The 21680-nt window shown below is 67.7% G+C and carries 11 protein-coding genes (1 of these 11 running past the window's edge); 6 read left to right on the top strand and 5 right to left on the bottom strand.

Annotated elements, in window-relative coordinates:
* The 6 genes from ag85A to ACFE99_RS09840 form a co-directional block, all read left to right on the top strand.
* On the top strand, positions 1–1002 hold the 3' portion of the coding sequence (ag85A, locus tag ACFE99_RS09865; RefSeq protein ID WP_375484730.1) for a diacylglycerol acyltransferase/mycolyltransferase Ag85A. Its footprint begins 54 nt before the window's first position; 1002 of the gene's 1056 nt are visible here — the last part of the coding sequence; its start codon lies beyond the left edge, outside the window; its stop codon occupies positions 1000–1002.
* 143 nt (positions 1003–1145) lie between these two features.
* Positions 1146–2045: an esterase family protein gene (locus ACFE99_RS09860; protein ID WP_375484728.1), complete on the top strand. Its 900-nt coding sequence runs from the start codon at positions 1146–1148 to the stop codon at positions 2043–2045.
* Between the two features lie 158 nt (positions 2046–2203).
* Positions 2204–3226 carry a cutinase family protein gene (locus tag ACFE99_RS09855; RefSeq protein WP_375484726.1) on the top strand — a complete coding sequence of 341 codons (1023 nt, stop codon included), beginning with the start codon at positions 2204–2206 and terminating at the stop codon, positions 3224–3226.
* Positions 3227–3492: 266 nt separating this feature from the next.
* A complete protein-coding gene (fadD32, locus tag ACFE99_RS09850; protein ID WP_375484724.1) occupies positions 3493–5388 on the top strand; it encodes a long-chain-fatty-acid--AMP ligase FadD32 in 1896 nt (631 codons plus the stop codon).
* Positions 5389–5453: 65 nt separating this feature from the next.
* Positions 5454–10730: a polyketide synthase Pks13 gene (pks13, locus tag ACFE99_RS09845; protein ID WP_375484732.1), complete on the top strand. Its 5277-nt coding sequence runs from the start codon at positions 5454–5456 to the stop codon at positions 10728–10730.
* Entirely contained in the window at positions 10727–12277 is a 1551-nt protein-coding gene (locus tag ACFE99_RS09840; RefSeq protein ID WP_375484722.1) for an acyl-CoA carboxylase subunit beta, read from the top strand. The genes pks13 and ACFE99_RS09840 overlap by 4 nt, the downstream gene beginning before the upstream one ends.
* 14 nt (positions 12278–12291) lie before the next feature.
* Here ACFE99_RS09840 and ACFE99_RS09835 read toward each other — a convergent pair whose 3' ends face one another.
* The 5 genes from ACFE99_RS09835 to ACFE99_RS09815 all read right to left on the bottom strand — a co-directional run.
* Positions 12292–13155, bottom strand: a complete 864-nt coding sequence (locus ACFE99_RS09835; RefSeq protein ID WP_375484720.1) for an SGNH/GDSL hydrolase family protein — start codon at positions 13153–13155, stop codon at positions 12292–12294.
* A 12-nt stretch (positions 13156–13167) separates the two neighbouring features.
* Positions 13168–13686 (bottom strand): hypothetical protein, encoded by a 519-nt coding sequence (locus ACFE99_RS09830; protein WP_375484718.1) that lies wholly within the window; start codon positions 13684–13686, stop codon positions 13168–13170.
* A 154-nt stretch (positions 13687–13840) separates the two neighbouring features.
* On the bottom strand, positions 13841–17071 hold the full coding sequence (locus ACFE99_RS09825; protein ID WP_375484716.1) for an arabinosyltransferase domain-containing protein: 3231 nt from the start codon (positions 17069–17071) through the stop codon (positions 13841–13843).
* The gene (locus ACFE99_RS09820; RefSeq protein WP_375484714.1) at positions 17068–20340 is read right to left on the bottom strand and encodes an arabinosyltransferase domain-containing protein; all 3273 of its coding nucleotides are present in this window, start codon (positions 20338–20340) and stop codon (positions 17068–17070) included. The genes ACFE99_RS09825 and ACFE99_RS09820 overlap by 4 nt, the downstream gene beginning before the upstream one ends.
* Positions 20341–20553: 213 nt before the next feature.
* Positions 20554–21680 (bottom strand): CocE/NonD family hydrolase (locus tag ACFE99_RS09815; RefSeq protein WP_375484712.1); only part of this gene is annotated, 1127 nt, incomplete at its 5' end.

Genomic DNA, 21680 nt, shown 5'->3' with positions numbered 1-21680 from the left:
CCGCGCCGGCTCGTGTTCGGGGCCGTTGCTGCGGCCCTGCTGCCGGGTGTGATCGGTGTCGTGGGGGGTTCGGCGACCGCTGGGGCGTTTTCCCGTCCCGGCCTCCCGGTCGAGTACCTGATGGTGCCGTCACCGTCGATGGGCCGCGAGATCAAGGTTCAGTTCCAAAGCGGTGGGCCGAACTCGCCGGCGATCTACATGCTGGACGGTCTGCGCGCCCAGGACGACTACAACGGCTGGGACATCAACACCCCCGCCTTCGAGTGGTACTACCAGTCCGGCCTGTCGATGGTCATGCCGGTGGGTGGACAGTCCAGCTGGTACACCGACTGGTACAAGCCGGCTTGCGGCAAGGCCGGCTGCTCGACCTACAAGTGGGAGACCTTCCTGACCAGCGAGCTGCCGCAGTACCTGCAGGCCAACAAGCAGGTCAAGCCCACCGGCAGCGCTGCGGTCGGGCTGTCGATGGCCGCGGCGTCGGCGCTGAACCTGGCGAACTACCACCCGCAGCAGTTTGTCTACGTCGGCGCGATGTCCGGCCTGATGGACCCCTCGCAGGGGATGGGGCCGTCGCTGATCAACCTCGCGATGGGTGACGCGGGCGGCTACAAGGCCGCGGACATGTGGGGTCCGAAGGAGGACCCGGCGTGGCAGCGCAACGACCCGCTGCTGAACGTCGGCAAGACGGTCGCCAACAACACCCGCCTGTGGGTGTACTGCGGGAACGGTAAGCCGTCGGAGCTGGGTGGGGACAACCTGCCGGCGAAGTTCCTCGAGGGCTTTGTACGGACCAGCAACCTGAAGTTCCAGGACGCCTACAAGGCGGCGGGCGGTAACAACGCCGTGTTCAACTTCCCGGAGAGCGGCACCCACAGCTGGGAGTACTGGGGCGCTCAGCTGAACGCAATGAAGCCCGACGTTCAGCGGTCGCTTGGCGCGACGCCGAACACCGGCCCCGCGGCTGGCGCCACCAACGCTGCCGCTACGGCCAGCCACGGCTAAGCGCTGGAACTGCACAGCTAACGGCGGCGAGCCTTCCGGGTCGCCGCCGTTAGTCATTTCCGCCCATCCGCCGGCACGGCGTGTGGTTCACTACCTTCCGGGACGGGGCGGGCTTGATTTAGCGAGAGACGAGCGAGGTGGACATGAGGGGCCTGTCGACGCTGCTGCGAGTGCTGTGGGCCGCTGTGCTGACCATTGGGTTGTCGGGCATCGGCGCGACACAGCTCGGGTCGGCTCACGCCGCGGGCTACGAGACGCTGATGGTGCCGTCGGGGGCCATGGGCCGCGACATCCCGGTGGCGTTTCTGGGCGGCGGTCCCCACGCGGTGTATCTGCTCGACGCGTTTAACGCCGGCCCGGACGTCAGCAACTGGGTGACCGCTGGCAACGCGATGAACACCCTGGGCGGCAAGGGCGTCTCGGTGGTCGCACCCGCCGGCGGCGCGTTCAGCATGTACACCAACTGGGAGCAGGACGGCAGCAAGCAGTGGGAGACCTTCCTGTCCAGCGAGCTGCCGGATTGGCTGGCGGCCAACAAGGGCCTGGCGCCCGGTGGCCACGCCGCTGTCGGCGCTTCACAGGGCGGATATGGCGCGATGGCGCTGGCCTGCTTCCACCCTGACCGGTTCGGCTACGGCGGATCGCTGTCGGGGTTCCTGTACCCGTCGGAGACCACCACCAACGGCGCCATCACCGCCGGCATGGCGCAGTTCGGCGGGGTCGACAGCTACGGCATGTGGGGTGCGCCGCAGTTGGGCCGGTGGAAATGGCACGACCCGTATGTGCATGTCGGGATGCTGGCAGCCAACAACAGCCGGGTATGGGTCTATGCGCCGGCCGCCGGGGCAGGCAGCGACCAGGCCGCCATGATCGGCCAGGCCGACCAGGCGATGGGCAACAGCCGGATGTTCTACCAGGAGTACCGCAACGCCGGCGGGCACAACGGGCACTTCGAATTCCCCACCGGCGGGGACAACGGCTGGGGCTCGTGGAGCGCACAGCTGGCCGCGATGTCCGGAGACATCGTCGGCGCCATCCGCTAACCGGCAGCTCGGGCACCGGGGGGCCGGTGCCGCCAGCCGGTAGCGTAAAGGCGTGCAGCAGACGGTACGACAGCCGCTCTACGATTCGATGCCAGCGGCCTTGGTCGCTCGAGTGTGCACAGCCGACGACGTCCGACCGACTCTGCTAGCGGGAGAACATGGTTAAGAGATCGCGGGGTAATTCCCAGCGCAGACGCCACCGCGTCCTCGCGTTGATCGCCGCCGCTGCCGTGGCGCTCGTCGTGGCGTTGGTCATCACCGTCGTCGTGGTTCTCGTCCGGCAGCGGCAGGGCCCGCCGAGCGCGGTGCCGCCCAGCATCGTGCCACCGCCCAGCACGTCCGGTCGCGCGAAGAAGCCGCGTCCGGCGTTCCAGGACGCCAGCTGCCCTGACGTGCAGTTGATCTCGGTGCCCGGTACCTGGGAGTCGTCGCTGCAGCTCGATCCGCTCAACCCCGTGCAGTTTCCGAAGGCGCTGCTGCTCAACGTCACCGGCCCGATCACCCAGCAGTTCGACTCCAGCCGGGTCGAGGTGTACACGGTTCCCTACACCGCGCAGTTCCACAATCCGCTCAGCGGCGACACACAGATGTCGTACAACGACAGCCGGACCGAGGGCACCCGCGCCGCGGTCAAGGCCATCACCGACATGAACGACAAGTGCCCGTTGACCAGCTACGTGCTGATCGGCTTCTCGCAAGGCGCGGTGATCGCCGGGGACATCGTCAGCGACATCGGCAACGGCCGGGGACCGGTCGACGACGACCTGGTGCTGGGTGTGACGTTGATCGCTGATGGCCGACGGGAGCAGGGCGTCGGTAAGGAAATCGGCCCGAACCCGCCGGGTGAGGGAGCCGAAATCACCTTGCACGAAGTGCCCGTGCTGGAACAGTTGGGCTTGACCATGACCGGCAAGCGGCCAGGCGGTTTCGGCGCGCTCAACGACCAGACCAACGAGATCTGCGCGCCCGGCGACCTGATCTGCGCCGCACCACAGGAGGCCTTCAACTTCGCCAACCTGCCGACCACGCTGCAGACGCTGGCCGGCGGCGCCGGACAGCCCGTGCATGCGATGTATGCCACCACCCAGTTCTGGAGTCTCGACGGGCAGTCGGCCACCGAGTGGACCTTGAACTGGACGCATGAAGTGCTCGAGAAGGCGCCGCACCCCAAACATGGATGACGCACCAGCGCACCGCAGCCATAACAGTTCGGTGACGCGGTACCTTCTGATTTGGCCCGGGACAGGGCGCCCCTTAACATGACGAGAGTTTAAGAGAAAAGTAAGAACAACTGTGCTCGACATGGTCGGGGTCGACGCGGTGCAGACGGAGGCGCGCGGTCTGTACCATCTGTGAGGTTTAGCGTTCGTGGCGAGCGACGCGGGCGAAGCGTGCGGCCTACCGCCGGGCCAACCCGAGATTTGAAGGTTTTCGACAGGAGACTGGCATGGCGTACCACAACCCGTACATCGTTGACGGACACATCAGGTTTCCTGACACCACCAACCTGGTTATGCACGTCGAACGGTGGGCCAAGGTGCGCGGCCAGCGAGTCGCCTACCGATTCTGGGACTACTCCACCGAACGCGACGGTGTCGCCCGGGAAATGTCGTGGGTGGACTTCGCGGCCCGCAACCGCGCGGTGGGGGCGCGGCTGCAACAGGTCACCAAACCCGGCGACCGCATCGCCATCCTGTGCCCACAGAATCTGGACTACCTCGTCTCCTTCTTCGGCATCTTGTACGCGGGGCGGATCGCGGTGCCGCTGTTCGACCCGGCGGAGCCGGGTCACGTCGGTCGGCTGCACGCGGTGCTCGACGACTGCACTCCTTCGGCGATCCTGACCACCAGCGACTCGGCCGAGGGCGTCAACAAATTCTTTCGCTCCCGCCCGGCCAAGGAGCGGCCGCGCGTCATCGCCGTCGACGCGGTGCCCAACGAGGTCGCCGCCACCTGGGAGCCGCCGCTCGACACGACCTTCGACACCATCGCCTACCTGCAGTACACCTCCGGCTCCACCCGGGTGCCGACCGGTGTGGAGATCACCCACCTGAACCTGGCCACCAACGTGGTGCAGGTACTGAATTCGTTCGACGGCGAGGAAGGCGACCGGGGTGTGACCTGGCTACCGTTCTTCCACGACATGGGCCTGATCACGATTTTGCTGACGCCCGTGCTCGGTCTGTCGCACACATTCATGACGCCGGCCGCCTTCGTGCGCCGGCCCATCCGCTGGCTGCGTGAGCTGTCCCGGGTCGACGAGGACTACCCCGGCGGTGTCTACTCCGTCGCACCGAACTTCGCCTTCGATCACGCCGCAGTGCGTGGCGTACCCAAGGACGGCGAGCCGCCGCTGGACCTGCGGAACGTCAAGGCGATCCTCAACGGCAGCGAGCCGATCTCGGTGGCGTCGATGCGCAAGTTCCACGAGGCGTTCGGGCCATACGGCCTGCGCGACACCGTGATCAAACCGGCCTACGGTCTGGCCGAGGCGACTCTGTACGTCTCGAGTACTCCGACGACGGAGCCGCCCACGGTCATCTACGTCGACCGTGACGCGCTGAACAACCACCAGTTCGTCGAGGTCGATCCCGACTCACCGAAGGCCGTCGCGCAGGTGTCCTGCGGCCGGATCGGTCTGGACGAATGGGCGGCGATCGTCGACGTCGACACGGCCAGCGAACTGCCCGACGGACAGATCGGCGAGATCTGGCTGCACGGCAAAAACATGGGCATCGGCTACTGGAACCGGGAGCAAGAGAGCCAGGAGACGTTTAAGAACATCCTCAAGTCGCGGACCAACCCGTCGCACGCCGAGGGCGCTCCTGACGACGCATTGTGGGTGCGCACCGGCGACTACGGCACCTACTACAAGGGCAACCTCTACATCACCGGCCGCATCAAGGATCTCGTCATCATCGACGGCCGCAACCACTACCCCCAGGATCTGGAGTTCTCGGCGCAGGAAGCCAGCAAGGCGTTGCGCACGGGCTTCGTCGCCGCGTTCTCGGTGCCGGCCAACCAACTGCCCCAGGAGGTCTTCGACAACCCGCACTCCGGGCTCACCTACGACCCGGACGACACCTCCGAGCAGCTGGTGATCGTCGCCGAACGGGCCGCCGGCACCCACAAACTCGACCCACAGCCGATCACCGACGACGTCCGCGCGGCGATCGCCGTCCGGCACGGGGTAACCGTGCGCGACCTGCTGTTGGTGCAGGCCGGGACGGTGCCGCGGACCTCCAGCGGCAAGATCGGCCGGCGGGCCTGCCGTGCCGCCTACATCGACGGCAGCCTGCGCCGTGGCACCGCATCACCAACCGCTTTCGCTGACCAAGGCTGACGAGCATGCCCGACACCGACACCCAACCGACCCCCGCAGCCGAAACCCCTTCTGCGAGCACCGATATGACCCGCGCCGGCGACGATGCAGAGCGAAGCGATGAGGAGGAGCGGCGCATGACCCGAGCCGAGATGCGGCGGTGGCTGCGCGAGTGGGTGGGCCAAGCCACCGGCAAGTCGCCGGATTCCATCGACGAATCCATCCCGATGGTGGAGCTTGGTATGTCGTCGCGGGACGCCGTGGCGATGGCCGCCGACATCGAAGACTTCACCGGGGTCACGCTGTCGGCCACGGTGGCGTTCCAGCACCCGACCATCGAGTCGCTGGCGACCTACATCGTCGAGGGCGAACCGGAAATAACAGCGGCCGACGACGACGAGGACTGGTCGCGCTTGGCGCCGTCCGATCGGGTCGACATCGCGGTGGTGGGGCTGGCCACCCGCTTCCCCGGCGACATGAACACCCCGGAGGAAACCTGGCAGGCGTTGCTGGAGGGCCGCGACGCGATCACCGACCCGCCGGAGGGGCGCTGGTCGGAGTTCCTCGACGAGCCGCGCATCGCCGAGCGGGTCGCCAAGGCCCGCACCCGCGGCGGCTACCTGAACGACATCAAGGGTTTCGACTCGGAGTTCTTCGCGCTGTCGAAGACCGAGGCCGACAACATCGACCCGCAGCAGCGGATGGCGCTGGAGCTGACCTGGGAGGCGCTGGAGAACGCCCGCATCCCGGCCTCGAGCCTGCGCGGCGAGGCGGTCGGGGTGTTCATCGGCGCCTCGGTCACGGACTATGCCTTCCTGGCCATGTCCGACCCGACGGTCACCCACCCCTACGCGATCACCGGCAACGCGCACTCGATCATCGCCAACCGGGTGTCGTACTTCTACGACTTCCACGGGCCGTCGGTGGCGGTGGACACCGCGTGCTCGAGCTCGCTGGTCGCCGCTCACCAGGCGGTGCAGGCGCTGCGCAGCGGCGAATGCGACGTGGCCGTCGCCGGGGGGGTGAACGCGCTGATCACCCCCGTGATCACGGTCGGGTTCGACGAAGTCGGCGGGGTGCTGGCACCCGACGGCCGGATCAAGTCCTTCTCAAGCGACGCCGACGGCTACACCCGCTCGGAGGGTGCGGGCATGCTGGTGCTCAAGCGGGTCGACGACGCCCGCCGCGACGGCGACCAGATCCTTGCGGTGATCGCCGGAAGCGCGGTCAACCACGACGGCCGCTCGTCGGGTCTTTTGATCCCCAACCCCGACGCGCAGGCCGACGTGCTGCGCCGCGCCTACAAGGACGCCGGCATCAACCCGCGCACCGTCGACTACATCGAGGCGCACGGCACCGGCACCATCCTCGGCGACCCGATCGAGGCCGAGGCGCTGGGCCGCGTGGTCGGCAAGGGCCGTCCCGCCGACAAGCCGGCGTTGCTGGGCGCGGTGAAAACTAATATCGGGCACCTGGAATCGGCGGCCGGGGTGGCCAGCCTGGCCAAGACGGTGCTGGCGCTGCACCACGACAAGCTGCCGCCGTCGATCAACTACGCCGGGCCCAACCCGCACATCGACTTCAACGCGGTGCGCCTGAAGGTTTTGGACAGGGTCGGCGACTGGCCGCGCTACAGCGGCTACGCGATCGCCGGGGTGTCGAGCTTCGGATTCGGCGGCGCCAACGCGCACATGGTGCTGCGCGAGGTGCTGCCCCGCGACCTGATAGAACGTGGGGTCGAGCGCGACGAACCCGAGCCGGAGGCGGAGCAAAAGGCTCAGACCAACGGCCACATAGAGACGGTCGCTCCCGCGGAGGGCCGCTTCGACGAGTTCGGCGGGTTCATCGAGGAGCACCCGGCCGAGTTCGAGGAACCCGAACTGCCCGGGCTCACCGATGAGGCTAAGCGGCTCAAAGAAGTTGCGCTGCAAGACATTTCAGAATCACAAAAAGATGGGGCACCGCCTCCTCTTATCCCGCTGGCGATTTCGGCGTTCTTGACGTCTCGGAAGAAGCTGGCCGCTGCTGAACTGGCCGACTGGATGGAAAGCCCCGACGGGCAGGCGTCGTCGCTGGAGTCGATCGGGCGAGCGCTGTCACGGCGCAACCACGGCCGCTCCCGGGCGGTGGTGCTGGCCCGCACCCACGAGGAGGCGATCAAGGGCCTGCGGGCAGTCGCCGAGGGCAAGCAGGCGCCCAACGTCTACGCCGCCGACGGGCCGGTCACCAGCGGGCCGGTGTGGGTGCTGGCCGGCTTCGGCGCCCAGCACCGCAAGATGGCCAAGAACCTCTACCTGCGCAACCCGGTGTTCGCCGAATGGATCGACAAGGTCGACGCATACGTGCAATTCGAGCGCGGCTACTCGATCGTCGAAATGATCCTCGACGACTCCGTCGATTACGGCATCGAGACCACCCAGGTCACCATCTTCGCGATCCAGGTCGCGCTCGGTGAGCTGCTCAAGCATCACGGCGCCCGGCCGGCCGCGGTGGTGGGGCAGTCGCTCGGCGAAGCGGCCGCGGCCTACTTCGCCGGCGGGCTGTCGCTGGCCGACGCCACGCGCGCGATCTGCTCCCGCTCGCATTTGATGGGCGAGGGCGAGGCGATGCTGTTCGGCGAGTACATCCGGCTGATGGCGCTGGTGGAGTACTCCGCCGACGAGATCAAGACGGTGTTCTCCGACTTCCCCGACCTCGAGGTGTGCGTCTACGCCGCGCCCAACCAGACCGTGATCGGCGGGCCGCCGGCGCAGGTCGACGCGATCATCGAACGCTGCGAAAAAGAGGGCAAGTTCGCTCGCAAGTTCCAGACCAAGGGTGCCAGCCACACGTCGCAGATGGACCCGCTGCTCGGTGAGCTCTCCGCCGAATTGCAGGGCATCGAGCCGCATCCCATCACGATCGGCTACTTCTCCACTGTGCACGAGGGCCGCTACATCAAGCCGGGCGAGACCATCCACGACGTCGAGTACTGGAAGAAGGGCCTGCGGCATTCGGTCTACTTCACCCACGGCATCCGCAACGCCGTCGACAACGGGCATACCACGTTCCTGGAGCTGGCGCCCAACCCGGTAGCGCTGATGCAGGTCGGGTTGACCACGGCCGCAGCGGGCTTGCCTGACGCGCAACTGATTCCGACGCTGGCGCGCAAGCAGGACGAGGTCGACTCGATGACGCAGGCGATGGCCCAGCTCTACGTGCACGGCCATGACCTTGACATGCGCACCCTGTTCACCCGCGCCCAAGGCCCTGAAGACTACGCGAACATTCCGCCGACCAAATTCAAGCGCAAAGAGCACTGGCTGGACGCGCACTTCTCCGGTGACGGCTCGGTGATCATGCCGGGCACCCATGTCGGGCTGCCCGACGGCCGCCACGTATGGGAGTACGCGCCGCGCGGTGACACGGACCTGGCCGCGTTGGTGAAAATGGCTGCGGCGCAAGTGATCCCGGACGCGCAGTTGGTCGCTTCGGAGCAGCGGGCGGTGCCCGGTGCGGGCGCGCGGCTGGTGACGACGCTGACCCGGCATCCCGGTGGGGCGTCGGTGCAGGTGCACGCCCGCATCGACGAGTCGTTCACTCTGGTCTACGACGCCCTGGTGAGCCGCAGCGGTCAAGCGGCGGTGTTGCCGACCGCGGTGGGGGCCGGCTCGGCCATCACGCCGACGGTGACGGCGCCGACGGCCCCTGTCGAGGAAGAGCCCGAGGCTGAAACCCTGCAGGACAGCCTGACGTTGCGCAACATGCCGGCCGGGTTCACCAAATGGTCGCCGGATTCCGGCGAGACGGTGCACGACCGGTTGGCCACGATCGTGTCGGCGGCAATGGGTTACGAGCCCGAAGACCTGCCCTGGGAAGTGCCGCTGATCGAGCTGGGTCTGGACTCGCTGATGGCGGTGCGGATCAAGAACCGCGTGGAATACGACTTCGACTTGCCGCCAATCCAATTGCAGGCGGTGCGCGACGCCAACCTCTACAACATCGAGCAGCTGATCGAGTACGCGGTCGAGCACCGCGACGAGGTGGCCCAGCTGCACGAGTACCAGAAGACGAAGAGCGCCGAGGAGATCGCGGAGGAGCAGGCGCGGCTGCTCAGCGGTGCAACTCCGACCACCGCGGCGGCGCCGGCGCCTGATCCGCAAGCTCCGCCGGAAACGCAGCCCGAGCAGGCGCCGCAGGCTGCGGTGCCGCCACCGCCGCCCTCGGATCAGCCTGCCGGTCCTGCGCGGTCTGCGGATGTCTCAGCGCTCAACCAGCAGGCCGTCGCCGCGGCGCTCGGTTCCGACGTGCCGCCGCGCGACGCCGCCGAGCGCGTGACGTTCGCGACCTGGGCGATCGTCACCGGCAAGTCGCCGGGCGGCATCTTCAACCCGCTGCCCAAGCTCGACGACGCTGCCGCCGCCAAGATGGCGGAGCGGCTCGCCGAGCGCGCTGACGGGCCGATCACCGCCGAGGACGTCAAATGCGCCGAGACCATCGAGGCGCTGGCCGAGAAGGTGCGTGAGTACCTGGAGGCCGGCCAGGTCGACGGGTTCGTGCGCACATTGCGGGCGAAACCGGAAGGCTCATCGAAGATTCCGGTGTTCGTGTTCCACCCGGCGGGCGGGTCGACGGTGGTGTACGAGCCGCTGCTCAACCGGCTGCCGGCGGACACCCCGATGTACGGTTTCGAGCGGGTCGAGGGCAGCATCGAGGAACGCGCGATGCGCTACGTGCCCCGGCTGGTGCAGATGCAGGGCAGCGGGCCGTTCATCCTGGCCGGCTGGTCGTTGGGCGGCGCGCTGGCCTACGCCTGCGCGGTCGGGCTGAAGCGCCTTGGTTGCGACGTGCCGTTCGTCGGGCTGATCGACACCGTGCGCCCGGGCGACGAGATCCCGCAGACCAAAGAGGAGATCCGCAAGCGCTGGGATCGCTACGCCCGCTTCGCCGAACGCAACTTCAACGTGACCATCCCCGAGATCCCCTACGAGCAGCTCGAGCAGCTCGACGACGAGGGTCAGGTGAAGTTTGTTCTGGACGCGGTCAAGGCCAGCGGCGTGCAGATCCCGGGCGGGATCATCGAGCACCAGCGCACGTCGTACCTGGACAACCGGGCGCTGGACACCGTGCAGATCCAGCAGTACGACGGCCACGTCACGCTGTACATGGCTGATCGTTACCACGACGACGCGATCATGTTCGAGCCGCGCTACGCCGTTCGCCAGCCCGACGGCGGCTGGGGCGAATTCGTGTCCGATTTGGAGATCGTGCACATCGGTGGCGAACACATCCAGGCCATCGATGAGCCGTACATCGCGAAGGTGGGAGCACACATGAGTGAGGCGCTGGGCAGGATCGAAGCCGAACAGAGGGCCCGTAAGTGAGCACGAAGACCACCGCCGAGCTGCTGGCTGAACTGCGCGAAAAGCTGGAACTGGCCAAGGAACCCGGCGGGGAGAAGGCCGCCGCCAAACGCGACAAGAAGGGCATCCCGAGTGCCCGTGCGCGTATCCACGCGCTGCTCGACCCGGGCAGTTTCCTGGAGACCGGGGCGCTGTGCCGTACCCCGGGCGATCCGAACGCGTTGTTCGGCGACGGCGTCGTCACCGGGCACGGCACCATCAACGGTCGCCCGGTCGGCGTGTTCTCCCACGACCAGACCGTGTTCGGCGGCACGGTCGGAGAAATGTTCGGCCGCAAGGTCGCCCACCTCATGGAGTGGTGCGCGAAGGTGGCCTGCCCGATCATCGGCATCAACGACTCCGGCGGCGCCCGCATCCAGGACGCGGTCACCTCGCTGGCGTGGTACGCCGAGCTGGGCGCCCGCCACGAACGGCTCACCGGCCTGGTTCCCCAGATCTCGCTGATCTTCGGCAAATGCGCTGGGGGAGCAGTGTATTCGCCGATCGAGGACGACCTCATCGTTGCGGTGCGCGACCAGGGCTACATGTTCGTCACCGGCCCGGACGTGATCAAAGAAGTCACCGGTGAGGATGTCAGCCTCGACGAGCTGGGCGGCGCCGACGCCCAGGCCCGCTACGGCAACATCCACCAGGTCGTCGACTCCGAAGCCGCCGCGTTCCAATACGTGCGCGACTATCTGTCGTTTCTGCCGTCGAACTGCTTCGACGACCCGCCGATCGTCAACCCCGGGCTGGAGCCGGAGATCACTCCACACGATCTCGAGCTGGACTCGATCGTGCCGGACAACGACAACGCGGCCTACGACATGCACGAGGTCTTGCTGCGGATCTTCGACGATGGCGACTTCCTTGACGTCGCCGCGCAGGCCGGGCAGGCCATCATCACCGGCTTCGCGCGTGTCGACGGCCGCCCGGTCGGCGTGGTCGCCAACCAGCCGATGGTGCTGGGCGGGTCGATCGACAACGAGGCTTCTGACAAGGCGGCGCGGTTCGTCCGGTTCTGCGACACGATGAACCTGCCGCTGATCTTCGTCGTCGACACCCCCGGCTTTCTGCCCGGTGCAGAGCAGGAGAAGGGCGGAATCATCAAGCGCGGCGGCCGGTTCCTGTACGCGGTGGTGGAAGCCGACGTGCCCAAGGTGACGGTCACCGTGCGCAAGTCCTACGGGGGCGCGTACGCGGTAATGGGATCCAAGCAGCTGACCGCGGATTTGAACTTCGCGTGGCCGACGGCGCGGATCGCGGTGATCGGCGCCGAGGGCGCGGCGCAGCTGCTGATGAAGCGTTTCCCTGACCCGAATACGCCCGAGGCGCAGGCGATTCGGCAAAGCTTCATCGAGAACTACAACCTCAACATGGCGACTCCGTGGATCGCCGCCGAGCGCGGATTCATCGACGCGGTCATCGAGCCGCACCAGACCCGGCTGCTGCTGCGCAAAGCGCTGCACCTGTTGCGGGACAAGCAAGTTCAGCACGTGCAGCGCAAGCACGCACTGATCCCGATCTAACGCTCACCATGTGACTACCGGAGGTAGTCGGCGAGCGCGTTGCCGATCGCGGCGGCGCCCATCGCGTTAGGGTGCAGCGGCGCGGCGGGATTCACCGCCACGAAGCCCTCGACGTAGCGCTCATTAGGCGCGGCGCACATGTCGTGGCCCGCCGACAGCGGCCGGGTGTCGAAGAAGTCGATGTGCTTGTCGGTGGCCAGCTGCTTTTGCCGGTCGTCGAGTTCGTTGAGTTTCGACTGGAAGTAGTCGGCGTCTGTGGGTGTGACGGGCTCGTCGGGAAAGCAGCCACCAGGCCGGATATACGTCAGGTAGCCCACCAGGATGATCCGTGCGCCCGCTGCTTTGGCGCGGACGTCGTCGATCATCGCCGCCCACACCGGCACGTGTGCGGTGATCGCGGCGGAGATGCTGTCCACACCGCCGGTGACGAACTTGTCGGCGCACGGCGGCGCATCGATCGATGCCGCCCGGCACTGCGACGCGTCGGCGGCTAACCCGATGTCGTTGCCGCCGATCGTGATTGTGATCAATGTGGTGTCCGACGTCACCGCCTCGATCTGTGGCGGTACTGGCCCGTCAGCCGTGAGTTGCGGCCGAGTGGTGATGTTGTCGGTGGTCGCGCCGCTGCAGGTGACATCGGTGAAATGGGCGGGCGCGATGCGCCGCGCCAGCACCGACGGGTAGTCGTTGGTCGACTTCTGGCAGCCTGGCGGCGGTGCGGGGTCCGGAACCCCGGGCGCGGCAGCGGCGGAGTCGCCCATGGCCACGTAGTTCAGCTGGCCGGGCGGCTTAGTTTTCGACGCCGAGTGGCCACTGCACGCAACCGCCAGTGCACCGACCAGCGCCGCGAGGCAAATCCGTAACGACCCCTCACGCATCCGATGAGTGGCCTAAATCGGCGCCACAAAGTCGGAGGTGTAGAACTCGGCCGGCGCTTGGGAATTGGGGTTCGGCCGCTGAACGACTACCCACACGCCGGTCGCGCCCGGCCGAATGCCGGCCTGCAGGGTGGTGGCACCGCGTCCGCCCGCGTCGGTGTCCAGGCCGCCGAACGCCGTACCCGGATCCCCGGGACCACAGGTCGACGACGACGGCCGCGGTACCTCGATCAGCCCGACGTCGTAGTGGGTGCCGGGCGAGGATGTGTCCACCAGGTGCACGTCCACGACGACGGAGTTCGCACCAGTACGTATCAGGGTGTCGCCCGTAGCGTAGGCCCGCTGTGACGGCGTAACACCGTCGATCGCGCTGCCATCGCACCGGCGAGGAACGCTGTTGAGCGCAACCCGCGTCGCATCGCCCGACGGAGCAGCCGAAACGGTTCCGGTGGTATTGACCAAAGGCGCCGTCATGACCATGGCCAGTGCGATGCCCGCCGGTGACACCACACCGCGAGTCAGTTTGCGCATCGACTCCACCCTCCATCCCCGGCAATCGGTTCGCCGCCACGATGAACACAGGTATTGACAGCATTCCTGCAGCTAAACCAACAACTCTGGCCGAGCGTGCAGTCGTTGTACGCAAATCACGAAACGGCGCGCAACGACATGACTTTCGGCGCACTCACGCCTTGATCCGAATCTGCCCGGGCGACCACCAGCCGCTGCGGGTGGCGGTGCCGAGCTGCAAGTCAGCGGGCTGGGCATTGACGATGGTGTCGAACTTGCGCAGTGAACCCCAGTCGCGGCCCCAGTCCCGCGACAGGTACGTGGCCATCACGTGCGCCCGCAGCAGCAGATCGGTGACGCCGAGCAGGCCTCCGTTGACGCCGTCCTCCCAGGTGTCGGTGTCCTGCTTTTTGGCGGTGTAGTCGGGGGTGATGCGGAACTTCGGAATCTCGGTCACACCGTAGGCGTGCAGCATCGGCCGCTGGCATGGGAAGGCCAGCCCCACCGCCCAGTCCATCAGCACCGGCTGCGACGTGCCGACGTACTCCTGCAGCGAGCGCACGTCGGGCACGCGCGGCGGGGTCACCGCGATCCAGTCCTCGGGGGTCAGCGACAAGTCTTCGGCGACCACCCGCACCGCGGTGGCGTCCGACGGGATGTCCGATCGGGCGAAGCGCAAGTTGCGCCACGCCTTGGGTTGTTCCCCGTACAGGTCGTAGGGCACCAGGCGGCCGGCCGCAACCGGGGCGCCGTCCGGGCCGGGCTTGCCGTATTCCAGGACGACGGTCTGCCCGCTGGTGTGCCCGTGCAGCACGCTGTTGCCGGCGATTTTGCCGGCCGCGGTCACCACCACCAGCGGATGCCCCTTGTCGGGCGAAGGCAGCTTCAGCTGATACCACGCCGAGGTGAGCAGGCTTTGTTGTTGCGCGCCGGTTGTATAGCTGCCTGCCAGCGGCACCCGCGCGGGGTCGAGTCCGTATGGCAGCGGCACTGTGGATCCGTTGACGCCGGAAGTTTTGAGCCTGGTCGGGGCGTCCCAGTCGTAGTCGGTGCCCGGTTGCGGCGGGTGATACCGGATTGCTTCGGCGACAGTGTGTTCCGGCACGCCGTTGGGTGTGAACCCGACGGGGTTGACGCCGCCCAGCGGGCCCAGGGCGCCGTAGTTGCCGGGCAGCGGCGGCATGAAGCCGGCGTTGGTGTCCGGCTCGACCAGCACGTCGTCGGCCAGCCCGCAGCCGCCGACGAACGCCCGCAGGTTGGCCCAACCGTTGGAGTAGGTCGGGTACTGGCGCACGATCCCGGTCACCATCGTGGCCACGAACACCACCGCCATGAAGCCCGCGGCGATCGGTACCGGCGCCGCGGTCACCGCCCGTGCTACCCGGCCCTGTCCGCGGTCGCGGGGCGCGAAATGCAACCAGATCGCATACAGCGCGGCCACTGCAAACAGCAGGAAAAAGATGGTACTGACGGAGATTCCGTCGATCTTCGGCATCGAGCTGTTGAACGGCACGCCGTAGCTGGACACATACCACCAGCCGTTGGTGGTGGCGAAGCACAGCGCCAGCACGAACAGCAGCGCGGCCAAAAACGCCATCCGGTTGCGGGACCAGCGCAGCACTTTCGGCGACACCAGCACCGTGGTCAGCGCGGCCATCGCCGCGCCCACCGCGGCGAACAGCCCGAAATGGTGCACCCATTTGGTGGGGGTGAACATCAAAAAGAACATGGTGCCGAAGATGACACCCATCAGCCGCCAGGCCGGCCCGCGGGCCACGCCCGCAATTCGCTTGCGCCGCAACATGATAAACATCGCAGTGAACAGGCACAGCGCAGTGACCAGAAAACCAAACCGCCGCGACAGCGAACCGTCGACGGTGGGCAGGAATATGTAGTAGTAGCGCAAGTTCTCGGTGTACCAGGCCTGGCTGGGACCGATCGAGCTGCGAATCCTGGTGGCTTCCAGCACCGTTGCCAGCGTCTGGTCGGCGAACACCACGGTGAGCACCACGAAGCCGGCCGCCAGCATCGGTGCCACCAGCGGCAAGGTGCCGACCAGCCGATGCCGGTGCACCAGAATCCGCAAGATTGGCCGACCGCCGGCCACCAGGGCGGCCACCGCGATCAGACCGGTGGGCTGGATACCGAGGGTGAATGCCGCCGCGACGACAGCTAGCGCCGCCGGGGTGAGCCGGCTGTAGCGCATGGACCGCTCGATCAGCACATAGGTGATCAGCGAACCGACCGCGATGATCGGCTCGGGTCGCAGGCCGTTGTTGAACGGCATCCACGCGGTGAGCAACACCATGGCCGCCGCCCAGGCCGCGGCCTTGCTGGAGGCTACCGCCGGCCCCAGCCGGGGCAGCACTTCACGCGACAGCAGTAGCCAGCACACCAGGCCCGCAACAAGGTCGGGCAGCCGGATCCAGATGCTTTGGTCGCTGACATGGGTCATCAGCGCCAGCAGGTTGTAGTACCAGCCGAACGGGTCTTCGGGGCTGCCGAACCATCGGAAGTAGTTCGACATGTAGCCGGCGTGGTCGGCGACGCGGGCCATGCCCAGGATGTAGCCGTCGTCGGAAGAGTTCGCGCCGATCACATGCCAGAGCAGGAATGCGAATATCACGGTGGCGTCGACCAGCGTGAAACCGCGCCAGGTGGCGGGGATGAGCCGGCGCATCCGGCGACCGTCCATCTGGTCCAGGCGCCACAGCGCGACCAGCGCGACCACCGTCGAGCCGATCGCCACCACCATCGCGGCCAGCTTGAGAATGGTTGGGCGAGTGGAGAATCGGGTGTCGATGCTCGCCGAGACCGTCACCCCGGGTGGCGCCGGGCCGGTCAGGTCACTGAACACGCCGACGATCTGCGGGCGCAGGTTCGGATCGTTGAACCCGCTGCGCAGCGTCCGGCCCGCCGGGTCGGTCAAGCCCACAAACGTGGCGAAGGTGCCGGCGCGCGACGAGGTGATCTCGATCCGCTGACAACCCGCGCCGGCCACGAGGTTGCGGGGCACGCTGGCGATCACCACGTTGCGGTCGGTGACGTCCACCCGGTCCTTGGTGACGTTGACGAACAAACCCTGAAGCGCGGCGTCCTTGCCGTTCTTCGGTGCGGTGCCCAAGAGCATCGCTGTATGCGGCGGCATCGAGCGCACCACACCGCACGGCACCGTGACCGTCATCGTCACCGGCGTCTGCGAGATCAACGGCGCGGTCACGTTGTTCAGCTGCCCGTGCTGCGGCCAGGTCAACGTTGCGGTCGTCTGCGCGACCGGCAAAAGCGGTGTGGCAATCGACAGCAGGAACCCCAGCAGGCCGGCGATGGTCGCCACCCAGCGGGTCACCCGCACGTCGCGGGCCACGGTTTCTGGAGCGGCCGGTTCGGCGGGGCGGGTGATCGTCACGGCAGTGCTCGAATCGGACCTTGCCGGCTCCAGCCGTACACGGTGACCGCACCCTGCTGGATGACGGCGTCGGGTGCCTGATCGGGCGGCACCAGCCGGGAGTACTTTTCCACCGAACCCCAGTCGCGGAACCAGTCGCCCCGCAGGTACGTCGGGACTGTGGAGGTGCTCAGCAGCGCCTGGGTGAACAGGAACGGCCCGCCTTTTTCGGCCGACTCCCACAGGTTCGACGAGGACGCCGTCTGCTTGTGGTCGGGCAGGATGCGGTATTGCGGAAGTTCAGCTACGCCAAGGTGTTCGGAGAACGGCCGCTGGCACGGGAAGTTCGCGGCGGTCGCGATGTCCATCAGCACCGGGGTGTGCGACCCGATCAGTTGTTGCAGGGTTTGCAGCACCGGCACCCGCGGCGGGGTGAATGCGAACCATTGGTCCGAGCTCAGGTTGGGGTCGTCGGCGACGATGCGTGCCACAGTAGCGTCCGGCGGTGCCCACGCCAGCGGGAACCGCAGGTTGCGCCATGCCTTCTGCGGCCCGATGTCGATCGGTTCGAACTCCCCGAGCGGTTGGGTGCTGCCGTCGGGGCGGCTGATGCCCCATTGCAGTCGCAGCGGCTGCCCGTAGCTCAGTGTGCCGTCTTCTTCATGTGACCAGATGGAACCGGCGGCAGCGACCACGACCAGCGGACGGTCCGGGGTGCGCGGGGGCAGCTGGTACCACACGGAGGTGGCGTGCGCGGCGACGGCGTTCTCGCCGTAGCTGCCCATCACCGGTGTGCGCGCCGGGTTCAGCCCGAACGGGAGCGCTGCCCGCGAGCCGTTGACCCCGACGGGGCCGTAACCGCCGGCCGTGCCCGCGGAGTCGCTGACCGCGGCGTTGGGCTTGTTGGGCGAGGCGTCGGAGTTAACCAGCCCTGGTTTGGACACCACCGGGTCGGAGGTCAGGTCCTCGGCGACGCCGTTGGGTTTGAACCCCACGGGCTTCGCTCCGCCCAGCGGGCCGTCCGAACCGTAGGCCTGTCCCGGCAGCGGTTGCAGCAGACCGGCGTTGGGATCCGGCTCGGCCAGCACGTCGTCGGCCATCGCGCAGCTGCTGTTGGAAAGCCCGGAGCGCAGCGCGTCGATGTTGGCCTTGGCGGTGGTGTAGACGGGGTAGCGGGCCGCGGCGGCTTTGGCCATCGAGCCGACTTCGACCAGAACCATGATCGTGGCGACGGCCAACAGCGGGGTGGAGGCCAGGATGCGGTTGCGCCGAGTGGGTTTGACCTCGGTGTGCCCGGCGTAGTCGAGCCGGAAGTGCTGCCAGGCCGCCAGCAATCCGGTCGCGATCGATGCCGCCAAAAACATCGACGTCACAGGGTGGCTGGCGATGACGGGCTGGATGTCGCGCCACGGCACGCCGTAGTTGCCGACGTAGAACCAGCCGTTGATGCCCGAGGTGGCCCAGGCCAGCACGAACAGCAACGCGGTGATATACAGCGACAGGTTGCGGCGGCTGTGCAGCCCGACCGTGGCCAAGGTGAACGCGGTGACGGCGCCCAGCGCGCCGGCCAACCCGGCGAACGCGCCGAACTGGATGGCCCATTTCGTGGGCGTGAAGGTCAACAGCAGCAGCCCCGCCGCGCATGCGCCGACCAGTCGCCAGGCCGGCCCGCTGGCCACCCCCGCGATCCGGCCGCGGCGCAGCAGCACCACGAGCACCCCGAACAGGCACAGCAGCAGCACCAGCACGGCGAAGCGGCGGGTCATCGACGCGTCGACATTCGACTCGACCGTCACGAAGTAGTAGCGCAAAAACTCCTGATACCAGGCGATCGTCGGCCCGACGACGTATTTGATACGCGCGCTCTCGGCCACGGTGGCCAGTGTTTGCGCCCGGAAGACCACGACCGCGATCAGCGACAGCGACGCGGCCAACACCGCCAGCGGCGCCAACAGCCCGTCGGCTGCCCGGCGCCGCGCGATGATCGCCGCGATGGCCCGCGCACCGGTCAACAGCGCACCGAGGGCGATCAGGCCTTGCGGGGCCAGCGTTGCGGTAAGCATCGCGACAACGATCGCGACCGCCGCCGGAACGAGCCGCCGGGTGGCGATCGCCTGCTCGACCAGCACCCAGGTCACCAGGGTGCCGAACGCGATCAGCGGCTCGGGGCGCAGGCCGTTGTTGAACGGCAGCCAGGCGGCCACGAACACCGCGCCCGCGGTCCACACCGCCACCCGGTTGCCCGCCAGCCCGCCCCTGGCCGGGCCCAGCCGCGGCAGCACGTAGCGGCTGATGATCAGCCAGCACCCGATTCCGGCCGCGGTCGCGGGCAGCCGCATCCACACCCCGGCGGTGCTGACCGAAGCCAGGTGCGCCAGCACTGCGGGATACCAGTCGAACGGGGCCTCGGTGGTGCCGAAGAACCGGTAGTAGTTCGGCACGTATCCGGCTTGGCGCGCCGCCCGGGCGATGGTGAGGTTGTAGCCGTCGTCGGACGTGGTGGCCCCGATGACATGCCACACCAGCAGCGTCGCGATCACAGCGGCGTCGGCCAGCCAGGTCGCGACGTTAGCCTGCAACCATCGCCAACTGCGGGGTGGTCGCGGGCCCGCCCGGCGGTCGAGGATAGCCAGCGCAGCGATGGCGACGACCACTGAAAGCACGCCGAGGGCCATCGCAACTTTCTTCATGGCCGTAGCTGTCGTGATGAACCTGGTGTCGATGTCGATGCGAGCCGCCAGTCCCGGCTGCGGACCGGTCTTCAGGTCGGTGAAGACGCCGCCGACCTGAGGTTTCTTTTCGGCCGGCAGCGTGCCGACGGCGCCGGGGACACCGACGAAGTCCGCGCCGACCCCACCGGCACTGGCCCAGATGTGCAGCACGCTGCAGGCGCCGGCGGCCACGGCGGGCCGGGGCGCCACCGTCGCCACCGTGTCCCGGAACGCGACGACGATCGTGTCGTTGTTGGCGCGCACGAACAGTCCGCTCTTGCCGGTCTGGAATCCGTCGGCGGGCAGGGTCGACACGACCAGGCCGCCGCTGGCCGGCAACGTCGCGATCGCCGCGCAGGGGACAGAGATGTCCAGCGCTCGCGGCGCTCCGGACACCAGCGGTGCCGTGATACCGGTGACGTGTCCGTCGGCGGTGGTGCCTGGTGGCCAGAGTATGGTCGCGGTGGTCTGCTTTACCGGCAGCAGTGCGATCAGGCTGCACAGCAGGAGACCGGCGATCCCGGCGACGACGGCGATGATCCGGGCGATCGTTGATCGCTGATTACCGTCGTGGGACACGAGGGTCGATCGTATGCGACGGTTGTGACTTCGCCCGCGCGGCGGGCGGGAGAGGAGCCGGATGTCGCCGCGCCGAGTCTGCGGCCATGGCGTCGACCCTGCGCCCATAGCGTGGTCTACGCGGCAGACGCGACTGTAGGCGCAGTTTCGGCGCAGTGGACGCAGTTTCGGCGCAGGCCGCGCCGCGTGCGGGCACGAGCCCGATGTCGCGGTTTAGGCGAATGCGTCCGGGTCGGCCAGCGGGATGAGGATGCGCGACGCGGTCGGACCGCCCTGGTGGAGCTGGTAGCGTCCGCCGGCCAGGGCACGACGCGCGCGCTTGGTGGGAACCAGGTGGGGGAAGTCGTAGGTGGTCAGGATGAGCCGCAGCCGATGCTCGGGTGCGATGTAGGCGGCGGTCGGGAAGATCTCGACGTCGTAGCGGGTCAGCTCGCCGGGAACGACGGGTTCGGCCGCGGCGCGGGTGCTGTAGTGATGCGGTCGCAGCACGGTGCCGTCAGGCAGGTACCAGGTGCGGTCGGGGTCCAGCGCACGGTGGGAGCCGAGCAGCGCGCCTTGCGTCAGCGGGCGGCTGGTTCCGTCGGGCGCGACGTCGTCGAGGTGGGCGACCCACACCGTCTCGGTGGTGTTGGCTATCGCATGGACGGTCAGCGCAATCGGCCCAGCCACCAGGGTGGGGGACGTGAACGGTTCGGTCGTGTAGGTCAGCGCCCTGCGCTGTAGGCGCCGGTTGTCGGTGTCGTAGCGGATGCGCCGACCCCGCTGGGCGGTGAAGAAGCTGTTCATCCCCAACGTCCACTGCTCCAGGCTTCGGCCTGCCACCGGACCGCGAGCCGCGTAATTGAGCGTCGCCACCGTTCGGTCCGGGGAGCATTCGGTGCTGAGATGGCCTGCATGGGACAGGTAGAACCGGGTGGGTGTCGCTTGGGGGAGCGGGTATTCGCGCGCGTGGAACCATTGCGGGCGTCCGATGGGTTGGAAGGTGAACGGCGGGTCGGAGATCGCCGCTGCCGCGTCGTCTAGCAGCCACTGGTCGAACCAGCGCAACTGCAGCGCGTTGATGTGCAGGCCGTCGAAGTTCGTGACGTGGTACCAGGGCCCCATGAACAACCGCACCCGATCCGACACCGGCTGGCCCGGTTCCATCGGCGATTCGTCCGGCCGCCCGGCGAAGGCGTTCTGCAGCGCGGCGTAGTTGAGCGGCGTGCCTCGCTGGAAGGCGTCGTGCCACCCGCCGACCAGGAAGACCGCAACACCGTTGGCGACGACCTGCGGAAGCACCGTCGCCGGCCGTAGCGCATCCCAGAACGGCCCGTCGTACGCTGTGTCGCCGCCGTCCG

Source organism: uncultured Mycobacterium sp., from assembly GCF_964249325.1.
Taxonomy (GTDB): Bacteria; Actinomycetota; Actinomycetes; order Mycobacteriales; family Mycobacteriaceae; genus Mycobacterium.
The sequence above is the reverse complement of the archived record's forward strand: the minus strand, read 5'-3'. Positions and strand labels throughout refer to the sequence as shown.

What these genes read in the sequence shown, in the direction of transcription:
- ACFE99_RS09860 (WP_375484728.1), top strand. Translation starts at nt 1,146, where the DNA reads ATGAGGGGCCTGTCGACGCTGCTGCGAGTGCTGTGGGCCGCTGTGCTG.
- pks13 (WP_375484732.1), top strand. Translation starts at nt 5,454, where the DNA reads ATGACCCGCGCCGGCGACGATGCAGAGCGAAGCGATGAGGAGGAGCGG.
- ACFE99_RS09855 (WP_375484726.1), top strand. Translation starts at nt 2,204, where the DNA reads ATGGTTAAGAGATCGCGGGGTAATTCCCAGCGCAGACGCCACCGCGTC.
- ACFE99_RS09830 (WP_375484718.1), bottom strand. Translation starts at nt 13,686, where the DNA reads ATGCGCAAACTGACTCGCGGTGTGGTGTCACCGGCGGGCATCGCACTG.
- fadD32 (WP_375484724.1), top strand. Translation starts at nt 3,493, where the DNA reads ATGGCGTACCACAACCCGTACATCGTTGACGGACACATCAGGTTTCCT.
- ACFE99_RS09835 (WP_375484720.1), bottom strand. Translation starts at nt 13,155, where the DNA reads ATGCGTGAGGGGTCGTTACGGATTTGCCTCGCGGCGCTGGTCGGTGCA.